The following is a 21,635-nucleotide window of genomic DNA, read 5'->3' as shown; positions in this document are numbered from 1 at the left end:
TGATTGACACACACTAAACAAGAAAACGCTTTCATTGTTTCGGCAAGAGAAACATCCACCTTTAAAGCGGATGTCCCCCGGGCTTATGTTTTTGCTTTTACCGCTATTCTGGCCTCATATTTTTCCAATGTGACTTCGCCGGCCAGCGTTTCTCCGGTCAGCATATCTTTAACGGCCGACTCCAACACGACGGACTGACGTTTTTCCGTGAAATTCATAATGAAAATATAATCATTTTCTTCATCCTGTCTGACTTGAATGGAGACGCCAGGCTGGTGTTTCACGTCAAAAGCCGGTTGAATCGATAGCTCTCTGATCAAGTTTTTATAAAAATCCCGATGAAATTGGCTGCTTAAACGCGCACCGATATAATATGTTTTCCCCTGTTTGTACGAATGGCTTGTAACAGCCGGCGTGTCCGCATAAAAATCGTCCTCATAGAATCCCTCTGGATCTGCCGTATTCAGCTTCAGCACGGTTGCGTAATCTTTCAGCTCATACGACCGGTTTTGATAACGGACCGTATTTTTGTCGCCCGGATAGAGCGTATCGGTTTCAGCTGGCACAATGCCAAACATCTCTTGCAGATCTTGTGGCCATCCGCCTAAATAGGTCAGATCAGATTCATCGACGATTCCGCTAATATAGGTCATCACCAATGTGCCCCCGTTAGCAGCAAATGCCTTTAAACGCGCGACCGTTTCTTCGCTTGCTAAGTAAAGCATCGGAACGATCAGCAGCCGGTACGACGAAAAATCCTGTTCCTTCGTCATCACGTCGACTGGAATATCACGCTCCCAAAACGCGCGGTAGTGCTCGTGCAGGGTTTGGGGATACCGCTTGGTCTTCATCCCGAATCCTTGTGCATCTTGGAGCGCCCAATGGTTTTCCCAATCATAGAGAATCGCGACATCCGCAGGCCGGGTCGTTCCGGTGACTTCTGACAGCTCTTCAAGGGTTTGCCCTACTTTTGCCACTTCTTTAAACACGCGGTTCTCGGAACAATTGTCATGGCCTACAACAGCACCGTGAAATTTTTCCGATGAGCCACGAGATTTCCGCCATTGAAAATAGAGGATGCTGTCAGATCCGTGGGCGATCATCTGCACAGATGACAGGAGGTGCATGCCCGGCCGTTTCGCTTTATTAAAATCGTGCCAATTGACAGCGCTCGGCGTCGATTCCATTAAGAGAAACGGCTGCTGTTTCAGGCTGCGGTACAAATCATTGATAAAGCCGACTTTCATGGCCAAATCAGCTGTGCTTTCCCAATCATTGTGCCAGGCGGGATACGCGTCCCAGCTGATCACGTCCAGGTGCTTGGCAAACTTGCTGTAGTCCAGCCCTTGAAACGGAATGAGATCATGCGTGTCCGCCATAAAGTTGGTCGTAATCGGAATATTCGGCGTGATTTCCTTTAACGGAACGATTTCATTTCGAAAGAAAGAGATCGTCTGGTCAGTGACGAAGCGGCGCCAGTCTAAATTCAAGCCGTGCACCGCATTTTCCCCGATCGGAGACGGCGATTCAATCTGTGACCAATCGTTAAAGGTGTGGCTCCAAAAAGGCGTCCACCATGCGTCATTTAAAGATTTAAGATCATGGTTGTACTTCTTTTTCAGCCAGTCTCTGAAGGCGTGCTGACATTGATCACAATGGCATTCTCCTCCGTATTCGTTGGAAACATGCCACATCAAAAGGGCAGGATGGCTGCCGTACCTTTCTGCCAGCAAGCGGTTGATCTCTCTCGTTTTTTCACGGTATACGTCTGAAGTGAAGCAATGGTTATGCCTTCCGCCATGAAGCTGTTTGACACGTTCCGCATTCACGCGCAGCACTTCCGGATACTTTTGCGACAGCCAAGCAGGACGGGCGCCGCTCGGTGTCGCTAATATAATCCGGCCGCCGTTCCGGTGAATGCTCTCAAACATATCATCCAGCCATTCAAACGTATAGACGCCTTCCTCCGGCTCAAGAGCGCTCCATGAAAAAATCCCCACTGAAAATGTATTCGTATGGGCAAGCTTCATCAGCTTGATGTCATCTGCAAGAAGATCCGGACGGTCAAGCCACTGATCCGGATTGTAGTCTCCCCCGTGAAGCATGTATTTTGCTTGTGTCGTATAAATTTTTGGCATATTACTCTCCTTTTTTAGACCATATTCTCCTTCGGACTACCCTTTCGTTCCGCCTGCCGTCAATCCTGACACAAAGTTCTTTTGCAGCATGATAAAGATGACGGCTACCGGAATGCTGATCAAAATGGCGCCGGCGGCAAACGTCGTATAGCTGGCTCCCATCACTTCATTGACTAAATTGTATAAACCGATCGGCAATGTATACGACTCCGGTGTCCGCAATATCGTCGAAGATAAAACGAAATCCCCGAGCGGTCCGGTGAATCCGTTCATGGCGACGACCGCGATCATCGGTTTGGATAGCGGCATGATAATCTGCAGAAAAATCCTTGTATTGCTTGCGCCGTCAATCTTAGCGCTCTCATCCAAATCGATGGGAATCGAGTCCATATACCCTTTCATCAAATACGTGTTCATCGGTATGAGTCCGCCGATGTACAGCAAAATCAGCAGCCAATGGCTGTTCATCATTCCCAGCATCTGCGCTAAAACGAAGAGCGCAACCAAAGCTGAAAATTGAGGAATCATTTGCAGCAGCATGAATAAAACTAAGGCGTTTTTTCTTCCTTTAAAACGAAACCGTGAAAAAGCATAAGCTGTAAAAGAAACGCTGATGACCGACCCGATCATCGTAAAGATGCTGATTTTCAGCGAGTTTACATACCATTTCCCGTATTGAAGGCTCTCTTTTCCGGCGAATAATTCTCTATAGTGATCCAATGTCGGATTTGCCGGAATGATAGAAGTACTGACCAAACTGTTGCCGGGATTAAAGCTGGCTCCCACCGTCCAAAGCAGAGGGTATATGATAACGGCTGTCATAAAAACCAACAGAGAATAGGTCAGAAGGAGCCGAAAGAATCTTCTTTTCTTCATATGTTAAGCCCCCTCTTTGAAAGAATTTGTCCGTCTGAACTGCCACAGTGCGATCGAGATGACAAAGACCGACAGCAGGATCGTCAATGCAGCAGCTAAAGAGTACTGGCTCGACTGCATTGTTAATTTGTAAATCCAGGACACCAGGATGTCGGTTCCTCCCGCTGTTGAGCCGGGAACAGCCGGACCGCCCCCATTGAATAGATAGATAATATTGAAGTTATTAAAATTAAAAGTGAATTGCGTAATGATAATCGGCGCCATCGCGATTAAAATCAGCGGCAATGTGATATGCCTGAATTTCGAAAACGCGGAGGCGCCGTCAATGGTCGCCGCTTCATAAAGGTCGTCCGGAATCGACTGCAGAACACCGGTCGTCACAATGAACACATAAGGAAAACCGAGCCATCCCTGCATGAGGATAAGCGCCAGCTTCGTCCAATTGGCATTCGTCATCCAAGGAATCGGATCGATGCCGAATGCGGCGAGGATTTGATGATTGAAAGCCCCGAAGCTGTCATTAAAAAGGCCGGCAAACACGAGAATGGTAACAAAGCCGGGCACGGCCCAAGGCAAGACCAGAATCGTCCGGAAAAATTTTTTGAAGCGGACTTCCTTCTGATTGACGACAACCGCCAACAAAATTCCCAATCCGACTTGGAGCGTGGAAGCAACAAGCGTCCAGACGATAGTCCAAGCTAAAACATCCAAAAAAGTCGACCGCCAAATATCAACGGTGAAAATGTCGGAAAACGTTTTAAGCCCTACCCAATCAACAAGGTGGGCAGGCGGAGAATGGTAGAGGTTATAGTTTGTAAAAGCTAATGCAAAGCTGAACAAAATCGGAAAAACAACGGCAAAAATCAGGATGAACAGCGATGGCCCGCTGATGAGATACGGATATCCTTGCGCCATTAAATTTTGATATTGCTCCTTGAGTGAACTGAGCTCCTTTTGTTCATCTCGCCGTTTTCCGTTTTGGTAGGCGTCCCGCAAATTGGCGTAATAGACAGCCAGCCCAAAACAGGTGACAATCACGGCAATGATGCCTTCTGCCAATAGAAAAATCGAGTTGTCGCGCGGCACTTCTGTTCCAAGCGTAAACAGGCCCCACAGCCCCATATTCAGCAAATCGCCAAAAACCGCGAAGAACGAGACGCCTAAAAGAAGGAATAACAGACCCTTTATCCATTGTTTATTGTAGAATTGGCCCAGACCGGGAATAATCGATAATAGTAAAGCTTTTTTGCGATGCTGCACCTTCTCTTTCACCTCTTTATATGGACGTCCTGATAATAAATGGCGCCAAACTTAAGACAAGTTTGACACCACTGCTGCGGCTTATTTGCTGCCGCTGTGCTTCGCTTTGATCTGTCCTTGTATCGTTTCGGCGGCTTGATCAAGCGCTTTTTTCGGTTCGGCTTTTCCGGTCGCGATTGTTTGCAGAGCCGCATCCGCCGGCGTCCATACTTCATTCATCTCAGGAATATTCGGTGTCAACTCTGAGTACTGAGATTGTTCGGCAACAGCTTGAGCCGCTTCGCTTTTTGTGACGGCAGGATCATCCGCCAGTTCTTTGACAGCGGGAACTTCTTTTGTGATCTCATATCTCTTCTTTGAGTTTTCTTTATTAGCGAGGAAAACGGCTAATTCTTCCGCTAGATCGGCATTCTTTGAATAAGCGCTTACATTGTAGCTCTTCACGCCGACAAAAGAACTCATATGTTTGCCGTTGGACAGCTTAGGCAGCTTGGCAACCCCGTAGTTGACGCCCGCTTTTTTGAACGGTTCCAGATTCCACGGGCCTGAAATGATCGCTGCTGCTTTTCCTTCCGTAAACAGCGATTCCAGCACGTTGATGCCCTGCTCTCCAATAATTCCGGCAGGGAACAGCCCTTCTTGATAAAACTTCTGAATGTACTCGGCGCCTTCGACTGCGCCTTTGTTATTCAAGCCGAGATCGGCCGGATTATAAGTGCCGTCTGCATCGCTTTTAAAAATGTAGCCGCCGTTTCCACCCATGACGCTCTGCGCATAATAAATCTGGTCAAACAGCGCCAGGAAGCCGAATTTTTTGCCGTCAGCCGTTTTTTTGGAATACTCATACCACTCATCCAGCGTTTTCGGCAGTTCTTTTTCAGAAATCAAATCTTTATTATAGTAGAGCATCGTCGTTTCGACCGCTTTCGGCAGGCCGTAGACCTTGCCGTTAGTCACCTGGGATCTCATCGCAGGTTCCGTATAGATCGATTGGATCTCTTTGTCCACCTTTAATTCCTTGATCAAACCTTCCGTAACCGCTGTTCCGATTTGATCTCCAGGCATCGTTAACACATCCGGCCCCGTTCCTGCCGGTCCATCCATCCGCAAGTCTTCGATCTGCTTTGCGTAAGGCTTTTCAACAACTTTGACAGATACGCCGTGCTCTTTTTCAAACTGGGCGACGGCATCTTTAATGCCTTCGCTTTTCTCTTTATCTTCCCAGACCACGAGTTCCTTTTGCTTCGAGCCTGATGCTTCATTGCTGCTCTCTTTAGGCCCGCAGGCAGTTAAAGACAAACTGAGAGCGATGACACTGCTGATTCCCACATATTTTTTCATATTCATCATTTGTCTCATTCCTTTTATTGGAGTGAAAGCGTTTTACAAAAACAATATAGCATGACTTAGGAAAAGTGTAAACAATTATTTTACTGACTATAGTAAAATATTTTACGAAAAAAGGCGCAGCCTGTGAAACAGCAGCCCGCGCCTTTTTTAATTGGTGCTTTTCCTGACCACCAGTTCAGCACCGATATATAGTGTTTTTACAGCTTTTCTTTTTTCAAGTATTTGTTCCAGAAGCAATTCAATGGCGTTTTTACAAAGTTCTTTAATATCGATATGGAATGTCGTCAGCGGTGGAGATACGTATTTCGCCACACTGATGTTATTGATGCTGATGATGCTCACCCTGCCCGGGATGGCGATCCCTTTTTCATTTAATGCCTGAAGGCAGCCTACGGCAATCGGGTCCGCCGCTGTAAAAAAGGCCGTCGGCAGCTTTTCGCCCAATGTTTCAACCGCTTTTTCCATCAGATGGTAGCCGTTTTCCACCGAAAATCCCCTGCGGCAAAAAATATAGTTTTCCTCCAAGAGCCCTTTTTCTCTCATATCATCGCGAAACGTTCGTTCCCTTACGTCCATTTCGTCTTCATCAGTATTGGGATTGTGGTACGTACCTCCGATAAAGCCGATCTTTTCATGTCCTTTTTCAATGAGAAAGTCTACCGTTTTCCTCGTCATCTGCTTTAAGTCCGGCCTCACTGAATCAAAATGATTCGGATCAGGCGTCGAATCGATGAATACTCCGTGAGGCGTCATCTGTCTTAAGCGGATTAATTCATCATCTGAAAATGAGCCGACCGCAATGAATCCTTCTATGTTTTCGGGAATGGCGTCAATGCCGCCCGAAATTTTATACGTTGTCAGCTCGACGTTGAATTGCTTTGCTAGCTTCTCGATTTCCAGCCTCATCGTTTTAAAATACACGTCTTCGAGCTCTTCCTTATCCGTCAGCCAGTACAGAAACGCGATGTTTTTTACCAGTGTCCTGATCGTTTTTTTGCGGTAGTTCAGGCTTTCCGCCACTTCAAATATTTTTTCCCTTGTCTCATCAGGTACGGAAAGGCTTTCGTCATTATTCAATACGCGGGAAACAGTTGAAATGGAATACCCCGCCTTTTCTGCAACATCTTTTATCGTCGCCACGATTGTAAAACCTCCATGTATTTTAAATTTCAAGGTTTTTAGTAAAATATTTTACTAATTTAACGTTGATTTGCGTAAAAGTCAAGTGCTGATTGCCCTATCCCTGCCAATAAGGATTTTACATGAAAACGCTTCATTTGAAAAAACACTTTTTATTGCACCAATTGAAAACCCGTAGTAAACTGATGTTAAACTTAATTAAATTAATTTATTAAGTCTGTACGTCATACGAATGGGAGGATATATGAATACTGCAGCCGCTTTATCAAACGACTTTCGTTCTATTTTTAAGACAGAAAAGACACCGCGAACCTTTTTTGCTCCGGGAAGAATCAACTTAATCGGAGAACACACGGATTATAATGGAGGGCATGTTTTCCCCGCCTCGATTTCATTTGGCACCTATGCCCTTGGCGTGAAGCGCGATGATCAAATGATCCGTTTCTATTCAAAGAACTTCCCTGACAAAGGAATCATTGAATGCAGCTTGAGCGATTTAGCCTTTGACAAGTCTGACGGTTGGGCCAACTATCCGAAAGGAATGTTCCTTTTGATGAAAGCGGCAGGCCATCAAATCGTTCACGGCGCCGATATTTTGTATTACGGAAATATTCCGCACGGGGCGGGCCTCTCTTCTTCCGCATCGATTGAGCTTGCGACAGGCGTTTTGTTAAAAGGGCTTTATGATTTGCAGACAGACACAATCTCCATGGTGAAGCTCGGACAAAAAGTCGAAAACGAATACATCGGCGTGGGGAGCGGCATTATGGATCAATTCGCGATCGGCATGGGGAAAAAGGATCACGCGATTCTGTTAGACTGCCATACACTTGATTACACATACGCGCCCTTCGTGTTGAAGGAACACGATGTGATCATCATCAATACAAACAAACAGCGGACGCTGGCCGGGTCTAAATATAATGAAAGGCGCGCTCAATGCGAAGAAGCGCTCGCCGACCTACAGGAGGAGTTATCGATTGCAAGCCTGGGCGAATTGACGGCGGAAGTATTTGAAGCCCATCAGCACCTCATCCGAAATGAAACCAATCAAAAACGCGCCAAGCATGCTGTGTACGAAAATGCCCGGACGCTGAAAGCGCTGGAAAAACTTCGCGAGGGCGACCTCGCCGGGTTCGGCAAGCTGATGAATGAATCTCATGTGTCATTAAGGGATGATTATGAAGTGACAGGGCTGGAGCTTGATACCATTGTCCAGGCAGCCTGGGAACAAGACGGTGTCCTGGGTGCCCGCATGACCGGCGCCGGGTTCGGCGGCTGCGCGATTGCGATTGTAGAAAAAGACCGGACAGAAAGCTTTAATGAACGCGTGAATGCCGTCTACCGCGAAACGGTTGGCTATGATGCCGCTTTTTATACTGCTGCAATAGGCGACGGCGCCAAAGAAATATAGAAAGGGGAATAGATATGAGTGTGTTGGTTTTGGGCGGTGCCGGCTATATCGGTTCACACGCCGTGTACCAATTAATAGACAGGGGTGAAACCGTCGTTGTCGTTGACAATCTCGAGACCGGCCAAAGGCAGGCGGTACATCCTGATGCGATCTTTTATGAAGGGGATGTGCGTGATAGTGATTTCCTCCGCACGGTTTTCGAAAAGGAACGTATTGAAGAAGTGATCCATTTCGCCGCCAGTTCACTTGTCGGCGAATCGATGAAAGTTCCGCTCAAATATTATGACAACAATGTATCCGGAACACAGGTTTTGCTTCAGACGATGCTCGATCACGATGTGAAAAAAATCGTATTCTCCTCGACGGCGGCCGTCTACGGAGAGCCTGCATCGGTGCCGATCACAGAAGACATGCCGACGCAGCCGACAAGCACTTACGGGGAAACGAAACTGATCATGGAGAAGCTCATGAAGCGGACTGAAGAAGCCCATGGGATCAGCTTTGTATCTCTCAGGTACTTCAATGTTGCGGGAGCAAGGGAAACCGGAGAGATCGGAGAAGACCACCGTCCGGAAACACACCTTGTCCCCATCATCCTGCAAACCGCTCTCGGACAAAGACCGCATATTACGATTTTCGGTGATGACTATGATACACCCGACGGCACTTGCATTCGTGACTATGTTCATGTTGAAGACCTGATTGATGCTCATCTGTCGGCATTAGACTATTTAAGAAAAGGCGGCAAAAGCGATATATTCAATCTCGGCAGCAGCGAAGGATTTTCGGTAAAAGAAATGATTGATGCGGCTAGAAAGGTAACCAGGAAAGATATTCCCGCAGAGATCGGCAAGCGCAGAGCCGGCGACCCGAGCATCCTGATTGCCGGCTCTGACAAGGCAAAGCAAGTTCTGGGCTGGAGGCCTTCGCGCACTTCTGTAGCAAAGATCATTGAAGACGCCTGGAAGTGGCATTCCTCACATCCAAACGGGTACAGGAAGGAAGTGTCAACATGATTGAACAAGACATAGCCGGACTCATTCAAAAAGCGCTTGAAACAGGGTTAATCGAACCGGCTGACGTGAACTATGCACGAAACCAAGTGATGAATCTGCTGGGCTTGGAATCGTTTCCTGAGGAAGTCCCTGCGGCTTCCGGCGACTCCATCCCAGACCTTTTGGAAAAACTCGCCGCCTATGCAGTCGAACACGGCGTGATAACCGACGATCTAGACGCGAAAGATATGCTGGCGGCAAATGTGATGAACTGCTTTGTTGCAAGACCTTCTGTCATCAATACTGTGTTTCAGCAAAAATACGAGCAATCGCCGCTGGAGGCCACCGAATATTTTTATCAGCTCAGCAAAAACAGCAACTACATCCAGACAAAACGAATTGAAAAAAATATTTCGTATCAGATGGACACCCCTTACGGCACAATGGATATTACGATCAATTTGTCAAAACCGGAAAAAGACCCTGAGCAAATCAAGCGGGAACGCGCGGCAGCAAAACAATCACGCAGCTATCCGACATGCCTGCTGTGCAAAGAAAACGAGGGGTATGCGGGGCGAATCGGGTATCCTGCCCGGGCGAACCACAGGATTATTAAAGTCCCGCTCGCCGGAGAAAATTGGTATTTTCAATATTCTCCATATGCTTACTATAACGAACACAGCATTTTATTTTCTGAGCAGCATCGGCCGATGAAAATTGATAAGCTTGCCTTTCACAGACTGCTTGCTTTTACAGAGCTGTTTCCGCATTATTTTATCGGATCGAATGCCGATTTGCCGATCGTCGGCGGGTCTATTTTAAGCCATGACCATTATCAGGCCGGACGATATGAGTTTGCGATGACGCGCGCTGAAGATGCGTTCTCCTTTCAAATCAAACAGCATCCTGACATCGAAGCTTTCGTTTTAAAATGGCCGATGTCCGTCATCCGCCTGAGAGGAACTGCGATCAACAGCCTTGTTGATGCGGCGGACCATATTTTTCAGACTTGGAAAAACTACTCGGATCAACAAGCGGATATCACGGCTTTTACAGATGGCACACCTCATAACACGATTACGCCTATCGCAAGAAACGTGAGCGGCGTTTTTGAAATCGACCTTGTGCTCAGAAACAATCGGACATCTGCCGAGCACCCATACGGCATATTCCATCCGCATGCTGACGTTCACCATATTAAGAAAGAGAATATCGGCTTAATCGAAGTGATGGGCCTGGCCGTCCTTCCTCCCCGCTTAAAGACCGAACTGGCGGGAGTAAAAGAATTCCTGCTCGGTCAGTCAGATGCCGTTGAAGCGCATCACCGGGAATGGGCCGAACAGCTCAAAGCCGAATACGGAGAGCTGTCCGAGCCCGAGCAGGCTGAATCAATTGTACGAAAAGAACTTGGCCGGAAGTTTGTTAAAGCCCTTGAGGATGCCGGGGTATTCAAAGACCGCGAAGCTTTCATGCGCTTTATCCGCACGGTCAATCATCAGGGGTAAGGCTTCACCGGTGTTAAAATAGGCGAAAAAACGGCTTATTTTAACACCGGATCAAACAGCTCCGCCAGCAGCAATGAAACGGCTCCGTAAAGCGTTGCCTCATCACCGAGCTTCGTTATCGTCACCTCTGTCTGCCTCGCTTCGGCTGTTAAAGCTTTCTGCTGTATCGTTTCTCGTATCGCCGGCAATATGAATTTCCCGCCTTTCATCACTCCGCCGCCCAGCACGATTTTGCCCGGATTGACAAGATGAATGAAGTTGGTCAGCCCGATTCCGATGATCACACCGGTTTCCCGAAAGAGTTCGATACACGTTTGGCAGCCGTTCTCGGCCATTTCAAACAAATCTTTGGCCGTCAGGCAGTCTGGACTTTCTTTCAACCGCTTTTTCCCCCGTTCGGCAATTGCTTTTCCGCTCACAATCGTCTGCAGGCAGCCGCGGTTGCCGCACTCGCACTTTTCTCCATTGATATCAATGATCATATGGCCCAGTTCACCCGCGATTCCTTCAGCTCCATGGTACAGTTTTCCATTGATGACGATCCCCGCACCGACGCCGCGGCCGATATTCACGGCAGCCATGCTGCCTGCGTTACCGCGGCCGCCGAACCACGATTCGCCAAGCGCCATCGCCCTGGCATCGTTTTCAACTCTTACGGTTAAGTTGAATTCTTGTTCCAGCACATCTTTGATGGGAATATTGGTTAAGTTTAAAATCGGTGCAATGCGCGACATTCCCGTTTCAGCATCGACAACCCCGTGCATTGCGATGCCGATCCCGATGATCTTTTCTTGATCGACATCGGCTCGTCCCAAAATCGCATAGATATTTTCTTTTAAAACATCAATAAACATCTCGTTTGTCAGCGGTTTTTTCAACAGGCTAGCTGTCCGCTGCAAAACCCCTCCGGCTAAATCGGTTAAGATGCACTCCACCGTCTCAGGCCCGGCATCAATGCCAATGACATAAAAGGCACTTGTATTGATGTGCAGCATGGTCGGCTTCCTTCCGCCGCTCGAATGACCGAGCGTGCTTTCTTTCACGAGCCCTTGTCCGATCAGCTCTTTGACAATGCTTGAAACCGTGGGAGGGGTAATCTTTGTTTCCTTGGCGATCTCGGCTCTCGAAATCGGCTCTGAAGTTCTGATTTTATTAAGAATGATCGATTTGTTCACCGATTTCATTAATTGAAATGTACCGCGCTGCATGTGAAATCCTCCATTTACACCATATCGTAGGTTTTATTGTACCACGGTTAATTAATTAAATTAACAAACGAAAACAAGAAAGCTTGCGTTTAACAATATAATCAGTTATACTGACTATATTGTTTGGTGATTATTTTAGGTGGTGATGATTTTTGGAACAATTAAGTCAATTCTACGGATTTTTGCTAGGAAAGGTTCTTCAGCAAATGGAGGATCAATTTGCTGATGTTCTCGCTCCATATAGCTTGAATGCCAGGCAATTCGGAGTACTTGTATTTATTGAAGAAAACCCTTTTTCTTCTCAAAAACTGATTTCTGAACAACTGCAGATCGACCGTACGACAATGGTGAGCCATGTCGACCATTTAGAAGCATCAGGCTTTGTGGAAAGGACAAAAAACGCAAGTGATCGCAGGGCATACAGCCTAATCCTTACTGAAAAAGGCAGCGATGTACTGTCATCGTGCAAACAGATTTTAGTACAGACAGAATACGAGGTTTTATCCCCTCTGACAGACAATGAAAAGAAATTATTTAAAGATTTGCTTTTAAAAGTATGGAAAAAGTATAAAAACTAGGAGGCGTGTCCCATGAATTCAATTGATTTTTTCAATGCACGTTTAGAAGCCACCATTAGTCCGATGGATTATTTAAGATCATCAAAGGACAACCCTGAAAAATATTTTTTAATGGATGTAAGAAACGGGCCAAGCGAAGTCAGGAGCTTGACAATAAAAGGTGCTCAAGTAATACCTGAACAGGAGCTCCCTCATCGATTAAAGGATATCCCGAAAGATAAAGAAATCATTGTGTACTGCTGGGATGTCTGGTGCAATACGGCAGCTAAAGCAGCTAAATTTTTATTAGAAAAAGGCTATCAAGTGAAAGAGCTGACCGGAGGGATTGCGGCATGGAGAGAAATGAATTTTCCTGTGTCAGCATGCACCGAAGGGGATACTGACAAGGATGCTTGCGGATGCTGAATGGAATGAAAAGAAGGTATTGGATCGGCGTAGCTTCGCGCGATCACGTCTTGAAAGGTGTATCCGGAGGCTTCGCCCAACTTTGCCACGGAAAAGAGGCGCCTTTAAAAAGAATGAATCCTGGCGATTGGATCTTTTATTACTCGCCAAAACAAAATCTCAAAGATCATGCGCCCTATCAAAAGTTTACAGCTGTAGGGGAAGTGAGTGATAACAGAGTTTACAAGGTTCATGCGGGAGAAGGATTCTCACCTTACAGAAGGAAGATCAACTTTTTAAAATGCCGGGAAACGCCGATCCAACCATTCATTCCTAACCTCTCTTTCATCAAAAACAAACGGCACTGGGGTTATTCCTTTCGATTTGGGCACATAGAAATTAGCGAACATGACTTCAAACTCATCGTTAAACAAATGGTCAAAAAATAAAGGGCACCTGCTCCCTTTATTTTTTTGCTTTAGCGGGGCATTCAAAGCAACTGGAAAAAATTTTTCGAAAAATTTAAAATGAAAGTGTTTGCATAATCAAAATAATCGCGTTATCATACTTGTATACAAGTATACTCGTATAACTAGGAAGGTGAGCGTATGAGCGGATCTAAAGGCCTTTTATATCCGGAGAAGTGGCTTTCAAGAGCTTCAACAGGTGTTCGCGTCGCATGCGAGCTGAGAATGCGCATTATTTCCGGCTTGATTGAAAGCGGTACCATTTTATCTGAAAATAAATTGGCTGCGGAATTCTCGGTGAGCCGGTCTCCCATCCGCGAGGCTTTAAAAATACTGGCATCGGAAAAAATCATTCGTTTGGAACGGATGGGCGCCGTTGTCATCGGTTTAACTGAAAAAGAAATTGGAGAAATTTATGATGTGCGTCTGGTGATGGAAACATTCGTATTCGAACGGCTTGGACGGGCCAATGTCGACGAACTGGTAACAGACCTCAGCAAAATATTGGAGATGATGAAAGTCTCCATCAAATACAAAGATGCCGACGAGTTCTCATTTCAAGACGTCTTATTTCACGAAACGATTGTCCGCTCCATCAATCATTCTTACATTTTGATGATATGGAACAATCTCAAACCTGTGATGGAAAGCTTTATTCTTTTATCCATGAGGGCCCGCTTAAAAGAAAAATACGAAGACTTTGAACGAATTCTCGATAACCATGAACTTTATATCCAAGCGATCAAAACGAAAGACAGGGATCTGATGCTTAAATCCCTACATCAAAATTTCGATGACGTACAAGGTAAAGTTGAAGATCTATGGCTGTCGCAACAAATGCTGACGAAAGGGGCCGAACAAGAAAATGACTAGTTATATGTTAGGCATAGATATCGGTACGACAAGCACGAAAGCGGTTTTATTCAGTGAAAAAGGGGCCGTGATCCAAAAGGAAAGCATCGGCTACCCGCTTCACACACCGGACATCTCGACCGCTGAACAAAACCCGGATGAAATCTTTCAGGCCGTCATCCAGTCAACGGCGAAAATCATGCAGCAGCATCCTGACAAACAGCCGTCATTCATTTCATTCAGCAGCGCGATGCACAGCGTGATTGCGATGGACGAAAACGACAAGCCGCTCACCTCCTGCATCACTTGGGCAGATAACAGAAGCGAAGGCTGGGCTCATAAAATCAAAGAAGAAATGAACGGGCACAATATCTACAAACGGACGGGAACGCCGATTCATCCAATGACGCCGCTAAACAAAATCACGTGGATTGTGAACGAACATCCTGAAACCGCTGCCAAAGCGAAAAAATATATCGGAATCAAAGAATATATTTTCAAAAAACTATTTGATCAATATGTCGTCGATCACTCATTAGCTTCGGCGATGGGAATGATGAATCTCAAAACATTGAACTGGGACGAAGAAGCGCTGACCATTGCCGGCATCACGCCCGACCACTTATCAAAGCTCGTTCCGACAACAGCCATTTTCCATAATTGCGATCCAGAACTGGCGGCGATGATGGGAATCGATCCGCAAACGCCGTTTGTCATCGGTGCCAGCGACGGCGTGTTGTCCAACCTCGGCGTCAACGCGATTAAAAAAGGCGAAATCGCCGTCACCATCGGGACAAGCGGTGCGATTCGCACGATTATCGATGAGCCGCAGACCGATGAAAAAGGCAGAATCTTTTGCTATGCCTTAACTGAGAACCATTGGGTCATCGGCGGGCCAGTCAACAACGGCGGGATCGTCCTTCGCTGGATCAGAGATGAATTTGCTTCATCAGAAATCGAAACGGCAAAACGCCTCGGCATTGATCCGTACGATGTCTTGACCAAAATTGCCGAACGCGTCAGGCCGGGTGCCGACGGACTGCTGTTCCATCCATACCTCGCGGGCGAACGGGCGCCGCTCTGGAATCCGGATGTGCGCGGTTCATTCTTCGGCCTCACCATGTCGCATAAAAAGGAACACATGATTCGCGCGGCATTGGAAGGGGTTATTTACAATCTGTACACCGTCTTCCTGGCGTTGACAGAATGCATGGACGGTCCAGTTGCCCGAATTCAAGCGACCGGAGGTTTCGCAAGATCTGATGTGTGGAGGCAAATGATGGCCGATATTTTCGAATCGGAAGTCGTCGTGCCGGAAAGCTATGAAAGCTCTTGTCTCGGCGCCTGCATTTTGGGGCTGTACGCGACAGGAAAAATCGATTCGTTCGATGTCGTCTCCGACATGGTCGGAAGCACGCACAGACACGCACCGAAAGAAGAATCGGCCAAAGAATACAGAAAATTAATGCCGATATTTATCAACTTATCTCGAGCACTGGAAAACGAGTATACACAAATTGCAAATTATCAAAGAAGCTTAACCAGCAAACAATAGGGGAAGAATTGGAGGCGTTATCATGCCATTATTGATCGTAGCAATCGGGATTGTCGCATTATTGCTTTTGATTATGGGGTTAAAACTGAATACGTTTGTTTCCTTGATTATCGTATCGTTCGGTGTTGCATTGGCACTTGGAATGCCGCTTGACGACATCGTCAAAACGATTGAACAAGGCCTTGGCGGAACGCTCGGCCATATCGCATTGATCTTCGGGCTCGGCGCCATGCTGGGTAAGCTGATCGCGGATTCAGGGGGCGCTCAGCGCATTGCGATGACCCTCGTCAACAAATTCGGGGAGAAAAATATCCAATGGGCGGTCGTCATCGCCTCCTTTATCATCGGGGTTGCATTATTCTTCGAAGTCGGATTGGTTTTATTAATTCCTATTGTATTCGCCATTTCAAGAGAATTGAAGATTTCTATTTTATACCTTGGAATTCCGATGACGGCGGCCTTATCCGTCACACACGGCTTCCTGCCTCCGCATCCGGGACCGACGGCTATCGCGGGAGAGCTCGGCGCCAATATCGGGGAAGTGCTGCTCTACGGTATCATTGTTGCCATTCCAACCGTTCTTTTGGCCGGACCTTTATTTACAAAACTGGCGAAAAAAATCGTCCCGCAATCATTTGAGAAAATGGGCAGCATCGCTTCGCTCGGTGAGCAGAAAACGTTCAAGCTTGAAGAGACGCCAGCCTTTGGCATCAGCGTCTTCACAGCTATGCTTCCGGTCATTATCATGTCGATTTCGACTGTTATTACGCTCATTCAAGAAACGATGGGACTTGCAGACAACAGCCTGCTGGCAGCGGTTCGCTTAATCGGGAATGCCTCGACTTCGATGGTCATCTCCCTGTTGGTGGCGATCTATACGATGGGTATCGCCAGAAAGATCCCGATCAAACAAGTGATGGATTCCTGTTCAACTGCCATTACACAAATCGGAATGATGCTCTTGATCATCGGGGGCGGCGGCGCCTTCAAACAAGTCTTGATCAACGGCGGAGTAGGCGACTATGTAGCTGAATTATTCAAAGGAACAGCCATGTCGCCGATCTTGCTCGCCTGGGTCATCGCCGCGATTCTGCGCATCTCTTTAGGTTCCGCAACAGTTGCTGCATTAAGCACAACCGGACTCGTTCTCCCGATGCTCGGACAAAGCGATGTCAATCTTGCGCTGGTCGTGCTTGCAACAGGGGCCGGAAGTGTAATCGCTTCCCATGTCAATGACGCGGGCTTCTGGATGTTCAAAGAATATTTCGGCCTAAGCATGAAAGAAACATTTGCCACCTGGACACTGCTTGAAACAATTATCGCGGTGGCCGGATTAGGATTTACTTTATTGTTAAGTCTATTTGTATAAAAAAGTTTTAATGAAGGAGCAGGTACCACATGCGCAATACAATCGGTGTCATAGGTTTGGGGGTCATGGGGAGCAATATCGCCCTGAACATGGCAAGCAAAGGCGAACAAGTCGCCGTCTATAACTACACAAGGGATTTAACCGATCAACTCGTCCAAAAAACGGGAGGCCAAACAGTCAAACCGTACTATGAGCTTGAAGATTTCGTACAGTCTTTAGAAAAACCGAGAAAAATCTTTCTTATGGTCACAGCAGGCAAACCGGTCGATTCTGTCATCGACTCGCTCGTTCCTCTACTTGAAGAAGGGGACGTCATCATGGACGGCGGCAACTCCCACTACGAAGATACAGAACGAAGATATGACAGTTTGAAAGCAAAAGGAATCGGCTACTTGGGAATCGGCATTTCCGGCGGCGAAGTCGGGGCTTTAAAAGGCCCATCCATTATGCCCGGCGGAGATCGGGACGTCTATGAAAAAGCAGCCCCGATTCTCACAAAAATCGCCGCCCAAGTGGGAGGAGATCCATGCTGTGTCTATATCGGTCCGAAAGGCGCGGGTCATTTTGTCAAAATGGTGCACAACGGCATCGAATACGCAGACATGCAGCTCATCGCCGAAGCGTATACGTTTTTAAGAGAAAAGCTTCTCTTGCCGATAGATGAAATCGCTGACATTTTCGACACGTGGAATCAAGGAGAGCTGAAAAGCTATTTAATCGAAATCACGGCGGAGATCCTGCGGAAAAAGGATGAGCGCACGGGCGCTCCGCTCATCGACGTCATCCTCGACAAAACCGGCCAAAAAGGCACGGGCAAATGGACGAGCCTGCAAGCCGTCGACAACGGCATTCCATCATCGATTATCACGGAATCCCTGTTTGCCCGTTACCTGTCATCATTAAAAGACGAACGGACAGCTGCGGAAAAAGTATTGGCCGGACCTGAAACAGAAGAACGGCACCTGGATCAAAACGTGTGGATCGACCGCGTCAGACAGGCATTATACATGGGGAAAGTCTGCGCCTATGCACAAGGCTTCGCTCAATACAAAATGACATCTGACCTGAACGGATGGAACCTGCCGTTAAAGGACATCGCTCTCATCTTCCGCGGCGGCTGCATCATCCGCGCACAATTTTTAAATCTTATCAGCGAAGCGTTCGACAAACAGCCGGACCTGTCCAACCTGCTGGTCGCACCAGACTTTGCTGAAAAACTAAAAGAATACCAGTCCGGCTTGCGAAAGGTCGTCTGCGAAGGCATCAGCTCAGGCATCTCATTCCCATGCTTAAGCACAGCTCTTTCCTATTACGACAGCTACCGCACGGGCCGCTCAAACGCGAACCTCCTGCAGGCGCAGCGCGATTATTTCGGCGCTCACACGTATGAGCGGACGGATATGGAAGGCGTGTTTCATACGGACTGGCATTAAAAGCTGCACCCCGGATCTCGGGGTGCATTCTTATTTTACTCAAGAATGAATTTCATACTTTGTTCAACATTTCACAAACTCATACTTCAAATTCGTGATATGATAAATTCAGCCACAGAAAAGGAGGACTGATGCCAAAATAAACCAGATAATCAGCATCAGATTCACTTCAGGGATAAAAATTTTTAATCTATATTGTGAAATGTTTCACAAACTATGCCGACATCATTCATCCCTGGATATCCTGTTGTAATCAAATTCCTATTCATTCACTGGAGGGTTTACAATGGCAATCGAAGAAAAAGACATGAAACAAAAGCAAAATGCCTCAAACATGATTGATCAGCTAGTCGAAAAAGGCCTAAAGGCATTGGAAGAATTCCGCAGCTTTGATCAGGAGCAGATTGATGAGATCGTCAAACAGATGGCGCTTGCCGGCCTTGATCAGCACATGCCTCTCGCCAAACTTGCCGTCGAAGAAACGAAGCGCGGCGTTTATGAAGATAAAATCATTAAAAACATGTTTTCCACAGAGTATGTCTACCATCATATCAAATACGATAAAACAGTGGGCATCATCAATGAAAACGAACACGACGGAGTCATTGAGATCGCGGAGCCTGTCGGTGTCATCGCCGGTGTGACGCCGGTGACCAACCCTACTTCCACTACCATGTTCAAGTCCCTGATAGCGATCAAAACAAGAAATCCAATCGTGTTTGCTTTCCACCCATCCGCCCAAAAATGCAGCCGTGAAGCGGCAAGAATCCTTCGGGATGCAGCCGTCAAGGCAGGAGCACCCGACAATTGCATCCAATGGATCGAAACGCCTTCTCTGGATGCAACTCAAGCCTTAATGACCCACCCGAACGTTTCCCTGATCCTCGCAACAGGAGGCGCAGGCATGGTGAAATCCGCTTACAGCTCCGGAAAACCGGCTCTTGGCGTCGGACCTGGAAACGTTCCATGCTACATCGAGAGGTCTGCCAACCTGAAGCAAGCCGTCAATGATCTGATCTTATCCAAAACATTTGACAACGGCATGATTTGTGCATCTGAGCAGGCCGTCATCATAGACAAAGACATCTACTCAGACGTCAAAGCTGAAATGACAAGAAACAACTGCTATTTCTTAAATGAAACCGAAAAATCAAAGGTCGAGAAATTGGTCATCAATGAAAATACTTGCGCGGTAAACGCTGATATCGTCGGCATGCCGGCATTCAAAATCGCTGAAATGGCCGGTATAAAAGTGCCTCAAGATACAAAAATCCTCATCGCCGAATTAGAAGGCGTAGGTCCGGATTACCCGCTGTCCAGAGAAAAACTGAGCCCTGTTTTAGCGTGCTACAAAGTCAGCGGGATTCAAGAAGGGTTAAAACGCGCCGAAGACATGCTGGCGTTCGGCGGAACCGGCCACTCGGCGGTGATTCATACGAACGATCAAGAAGCCGTTAAAGAATTCGGATTAAGGATGAAAGCCGGGCGGATCATCGTCAATGCACCGTCGTCACAAGGGGCGATCGGCGACATTTACAACGCCTATATGCCTTCCTTAACACTCGGCTGCGGCACATATGGCGGGAACTCCGTCTCGTCAAATGTAGGAGCTGTTCATTTAATCAACACGAAAAAAGTGGCGAAAAGGAATGTCAATATGCAGTGGTTTAAAGTGCCTCCAAAAATCTATTTTGAAAAACACGCAACTCAATATTTAGCGAAAATGCCTGACATCTCAAAAGCGTTGATTGTGACCGATCCGGGAATGGTGAAACTCGGATATGTAGACCGCGTCCTTCACTACTTAAGAAGGCGTCCGGATTACGTTCATTGTGAAATTTTTTCTGATGTCGAGCCTGATCCTTCAATCGAAACAGTGATGAACGGCGTCGACATGATGGCCAAATTCCAGCCGGATGTCATCATCGCCCTCGGCGGAGGTTCTGCAATGGATGCCGCAAAAGGAATGTGGTTGTTCTATGAGCACCCGGATGCTGAATTCTTTGGCTTAAAGCAAAAATTCCTGGACATCCGCAAGCGCATTGTCAAATACCCGAAACTGGGCGAAAAAGCAAAATTTGTCGCGATCCCGACGACATCGGGCACAGGCTCTGAAGTCACGTCATTTTCTGTTATTACAGACAAAGAAACGAATACGAAGTATCCGCTGGCCGACTATGAATTAACACCGGATGTCGCCATCATTGACCCGCAATTTGTCATGACCGTGCCGAAACATATTACGGCTGACACAGGAATGGACGTATTAACACACGCAATTGAATCATACGTATCGTGCATGGCTAACGACTATACAGACGGCTTGGCCATGAAGGCCATCCAGCTGATCTTCGAATACCTGCCAAGAGCATACAAAAACGGCAGTGACGAGCTGGCCCGCGAAAAAGTGCATAATGCATCAACGATTGCCGGAATGGCATTTTCCAATGCCTTCCTCGGCATCAACCACAGCTTAGCCCATAAGCTTGGTGCGGAGTTTCACATCGCTCACGGACGGGCAAACGCCATCCTTCTGCCGCACGTGATCCGCTATAATGCAGCGAAGCCGAAAAAGTTCACGGCATTTCCTAAATACAGCCACTTCGTTGCCGACCAGCGCTATGCGGAGATTGCCAGAACGCTCGGCCTGCCTGCAAAAACAACTGCAGAAGGTGTTGAAAGCCTGGTCCAGGAGATCATCTCGCTCGCCAAAGAGCTTAAAATTCCGATGAGCATTAAACAAAACGGCGTGGATGCCGCTGCATTCGAAAGCAAAGTGGATCTCATGGCCGAACGCGCCTTTGAAGACCAGTGCACGACAGCCAATCCGAAGCTGCCGCTCGTTTCAGAGCTGGCTGAGATTTACCGTTCCGCGTATAAAGGAGTTTAGCCAGAAAAGCCGTCCTTCCGACGGCTTTTCGTTTTCAATTAGGTCTCTTCATTCTCACCACTCTATCTTTTGTGCCAATCATACTATTTCAAAGTTATGAAACTCCAACTCTTTTCTTTAGCTGAAATACTTAACAAAAAATTAAAGGTCTTTCCCCTTGACAAAAAATATTTATTATTTGATAATTTGTATATAATTATAATAATTACAGAGAAATAAAG

General features: G+C 47.0%; 17 protein-coding genes. 11 read left to right on the top strand and 6 right to left on the bottom strand.

Translation table 11 applies throughout. The features are described from left to right. Nucleotides 1-83: 83 nt before the first annotated feature. The 5 genes from BTA31_RS12525 to BTA31_RS12505 all read right to left on the bottom strand — a co-directional run bounded on the left by BTA31_RS12525 (nt 84) and on the right by BTA31_RS12505 (nt 6,764). Nucleotides 84-2,138: a beta-galactosidase gene (locus BTA31_RS12525; protein ID WP_076792052.1), complete on the bottom strand. Its 2,055-nt coding sequence runs from the start codon at nt 2,136-2,138 to the stop codon at nt 84-86. A 36-nt stretch (nt 2,139-2,174) separates the two neighbouring features. Then, on the bottom strand, nt 2,175-3,014 hold the full coding sequence (locus BTA31_RS12520; RefSeq protein ID WP_076792051.1) for a galactooligosaccharide ABC transporter permease GanQ: 840 nt from the start codon (nt 3,012-3,014) through the stop codon (nt 2,175-2,177). Between the two features lie 3 nt (nt 3,015-3,017). Then, nucleotides 3,018-4,274, bottom strand: a complete 1,257-nt coding sequence (locus BTA31_RS12515) for a galactooligosaccharide ABC transporter permease GanP (RefSeq protein ID WP_076792048.1) — start codon at nt 4,272-4,274, stop codon at nt 3,018-3,020. Nucleotides 4,275-4,355: 81 nt separating this feature from the next. Continuing rightward, nucleotides 4,356-5,624, bottom strand: a complete 1,269-nt coding sequence (locus BTA31_RS12510) for a galactooligosaccharide ABC transporter substrate-binding protein GanS (RefSeq protein WP_076792046.1) — start codon at nt 5,622-5,624, stop codon at nt 4,356-4,358. Between the two features lie 147 nt (nt 5,625-5,771). Continuing rightward, nucleotides 5,772-6,764, bottom strand: coding sequence for a LacI family DNA-binding transcriptional regulator (locus tag BTA31_RS12505; protein WP_076792043.1), 993 nt, complete (start codon nt 6,762-6,764; stop codon nt 5,772-5,774). Nucleotides 6,765-7,008: 244 nt separating this feature from the next. Between BTA31_RS12505 and BTA31_RS12500 the strand changes: the two genes are divergently transcribed. The 3 genes from BTA31_RS12500 to galT are packed head-to-tail and all read left to right on the top strand — an operon-like array spanning nt 7,009 to nt 10,678. Then, nucleotides 7,009-8,178: a galactokinase gene (locus BTA31_RS12500; protein WP_043927702.1), complete on the top strand. Its 1,170-nt coding sequence runs from the start codon at nt 7,009-7,011 to the stop codon at nt 8,176-8,178. A gap of 14 nt (nt 8,179-8,192) precedes the next feature. Then, nucleotides 8,193-9,194, top strand: a complete 1,002-nt coding sequence (gene galE, locus BTA31_RS12495; RefSeq protein WP_076792040.1) for a UDP-glucose 4-epimerase GalE — start codon at nt 8,193-8,195, stop codon at nt 9,192-9,194. Next, the gene (galT, locus tag BTA31_RS12490; RefSeq protein WP_076792037.1) at nt 9,191-10,678 is read left to right on the top strand and encodes a UDP-glucose--hexose-1-phosphate uridylyltransferase; all 1,488 of its coding nucleotides are present in this window, start codon (nt 9,191-9,193) and stop codon (nt 10,676-10,678) included. Before galE ends, galT begins: the two co-directional genes overlap by 4 nt. 35 nt (nt 10,679-10,713) lie before the next feature. On the opposite strand, the gene BTA31_RS12485 is transcribed toward galT, so the two are convergent. Then, on the bottom strand, nt 10,714-11,886 hold the full coding sequence (locus BTA31_RS12485) for an ROK family transcriptional regulator (RefSeq protein WP_076792034.1): 1,173 nt from the start codon (nt 11,884-11,886) through the stop codon (nt 10,714-10,716). Between the two features lie 152 nt (nt 11,887-12,038). On the opposite strand from BTA31_RS12485, the gene BTA31_RS12480 reads away from it, so the two are divergent. The 8 genes from BTA31_RS12480 to adhE all read left to right on the top strand — a co-directional run bounded on the left by BTA31_RS12480 (nt 12,039) and on the right by adhE (nt 21,414). Next, nucleotides 12,039-12,464, top strand: coding sequence for a MarR family winged helix-turn-helix transcriptional regulator (locus BTA31_RS12480; protein WP_076792032.1), 426 nt, complete (start codon nt 12,039-12,041; stop codon nt 12,462-12,464). A 12-nt stretch (nt 12,465-12,476) separates the two neighbouring features. After that, the gene (locus BTA31_RS12475) at nt 12,477-12,869 is read left to right on the top strand and encodes a rhodanese-like domain-containing protein (RefSeq protein ID WP_076792029.1); all 393 of its coding nucleotides are present in this window, start codon (nt 12,477-12,479) and stop codon (nt 12,867-12,869) included. Beyond that, nucleotides 12,863-13,297 carry an EVE domain-containing protein gene (locus tag BTA31_RS12470; protein ID WP_076792027.1) on the top strand — a complete coding sequence of 145 codons (435 nt, stop codon included), beginning with the start codon at nt 12,863-12,865 and terminating at the stop codon, nt 13,295-13,297. Before BTA31_RS12475 ends, BTA31_RS12470 begins: the two co-directional genes overlap by 7 nt. A gap of 159 nt (nt 13,298-13,456) precedes the next feature. Then, nucleotides 13,457-14,188, top strand: coding sequence for a GntR family transcriptional regulator (locus BTA31_RS12465; protein ID WP_076792024.1), 732 nt, complete (start codon nt 13,457-13,459; stop codon nt 14,186-14,188). After that, complete coding sequence (gene gntK, locus BTA31_RS12460; protein WP_076792021.1) at nt 14,181-15,722, top strand: gluconokinase; 1,542 nt, start codon at nt 14,181-14,183, stop codon at nt 15,720-15,722. Before BTA31_RS12465 ends, gntK begins: the two co-directional genes overlap by 8 nt. 22 nt (nt 15,723-15,744) lie before the next feature. Further along, nucleotides 15,745-17,091, top strand: a complete 1,347-nt coding sequence (locus BTA31_RS12455) for a GntP family permease (protein WP_043927692.1) — start codon at nt 15,745-15,747, stop codon at nt 17,089-17,091. 29 nt (nt 17,092-17,120) lie between these two features. After that, entirely contained in the window at nt 17,121-18,524 is a 1,404-nt protein-coding gene (gene gnd, locus BTA31_RS12450; RefSeq protein ID WP_076792019.1) for a decarboxylating NADP(+)-dependent phosphogluconate dehydrogenase, read from the top strand. Nucleotides 18,525-18,810: 286 nt separating this feature from the next. Then, on the top strand, nt 18,811-21,414 hold the full coding sequence (gene adhE, locus BTA31_RS12445) for a bifunctional acetaldehyde-CoA/alcohol dehydrogenase (RefSeq protein WP_076792016.1): 2,604 nt from the start codon (nt 18,811-18,813) through the stop codon (nt 21,412-21,414). The last annotated feature ends 221 nt before the right edge of the window (nt 21,415-21,635 follow it).

Origin of the sequence: Bacillus haynesii (assembly GCF_001969855.1) — a bacterium.
In the GTDB taxonomy this organism is placed as follows: domain Bacteria; phylum Bacillota; class Bacilli; order Bacillales; family Bacillaceae; genus Bacillus; species Bacillus haynesii.
The sequence above is the reverse complement of the archived record's forward strand: the minus strand, read 5'-3'. Positions and strand labels throughout refer to the sequence as shown.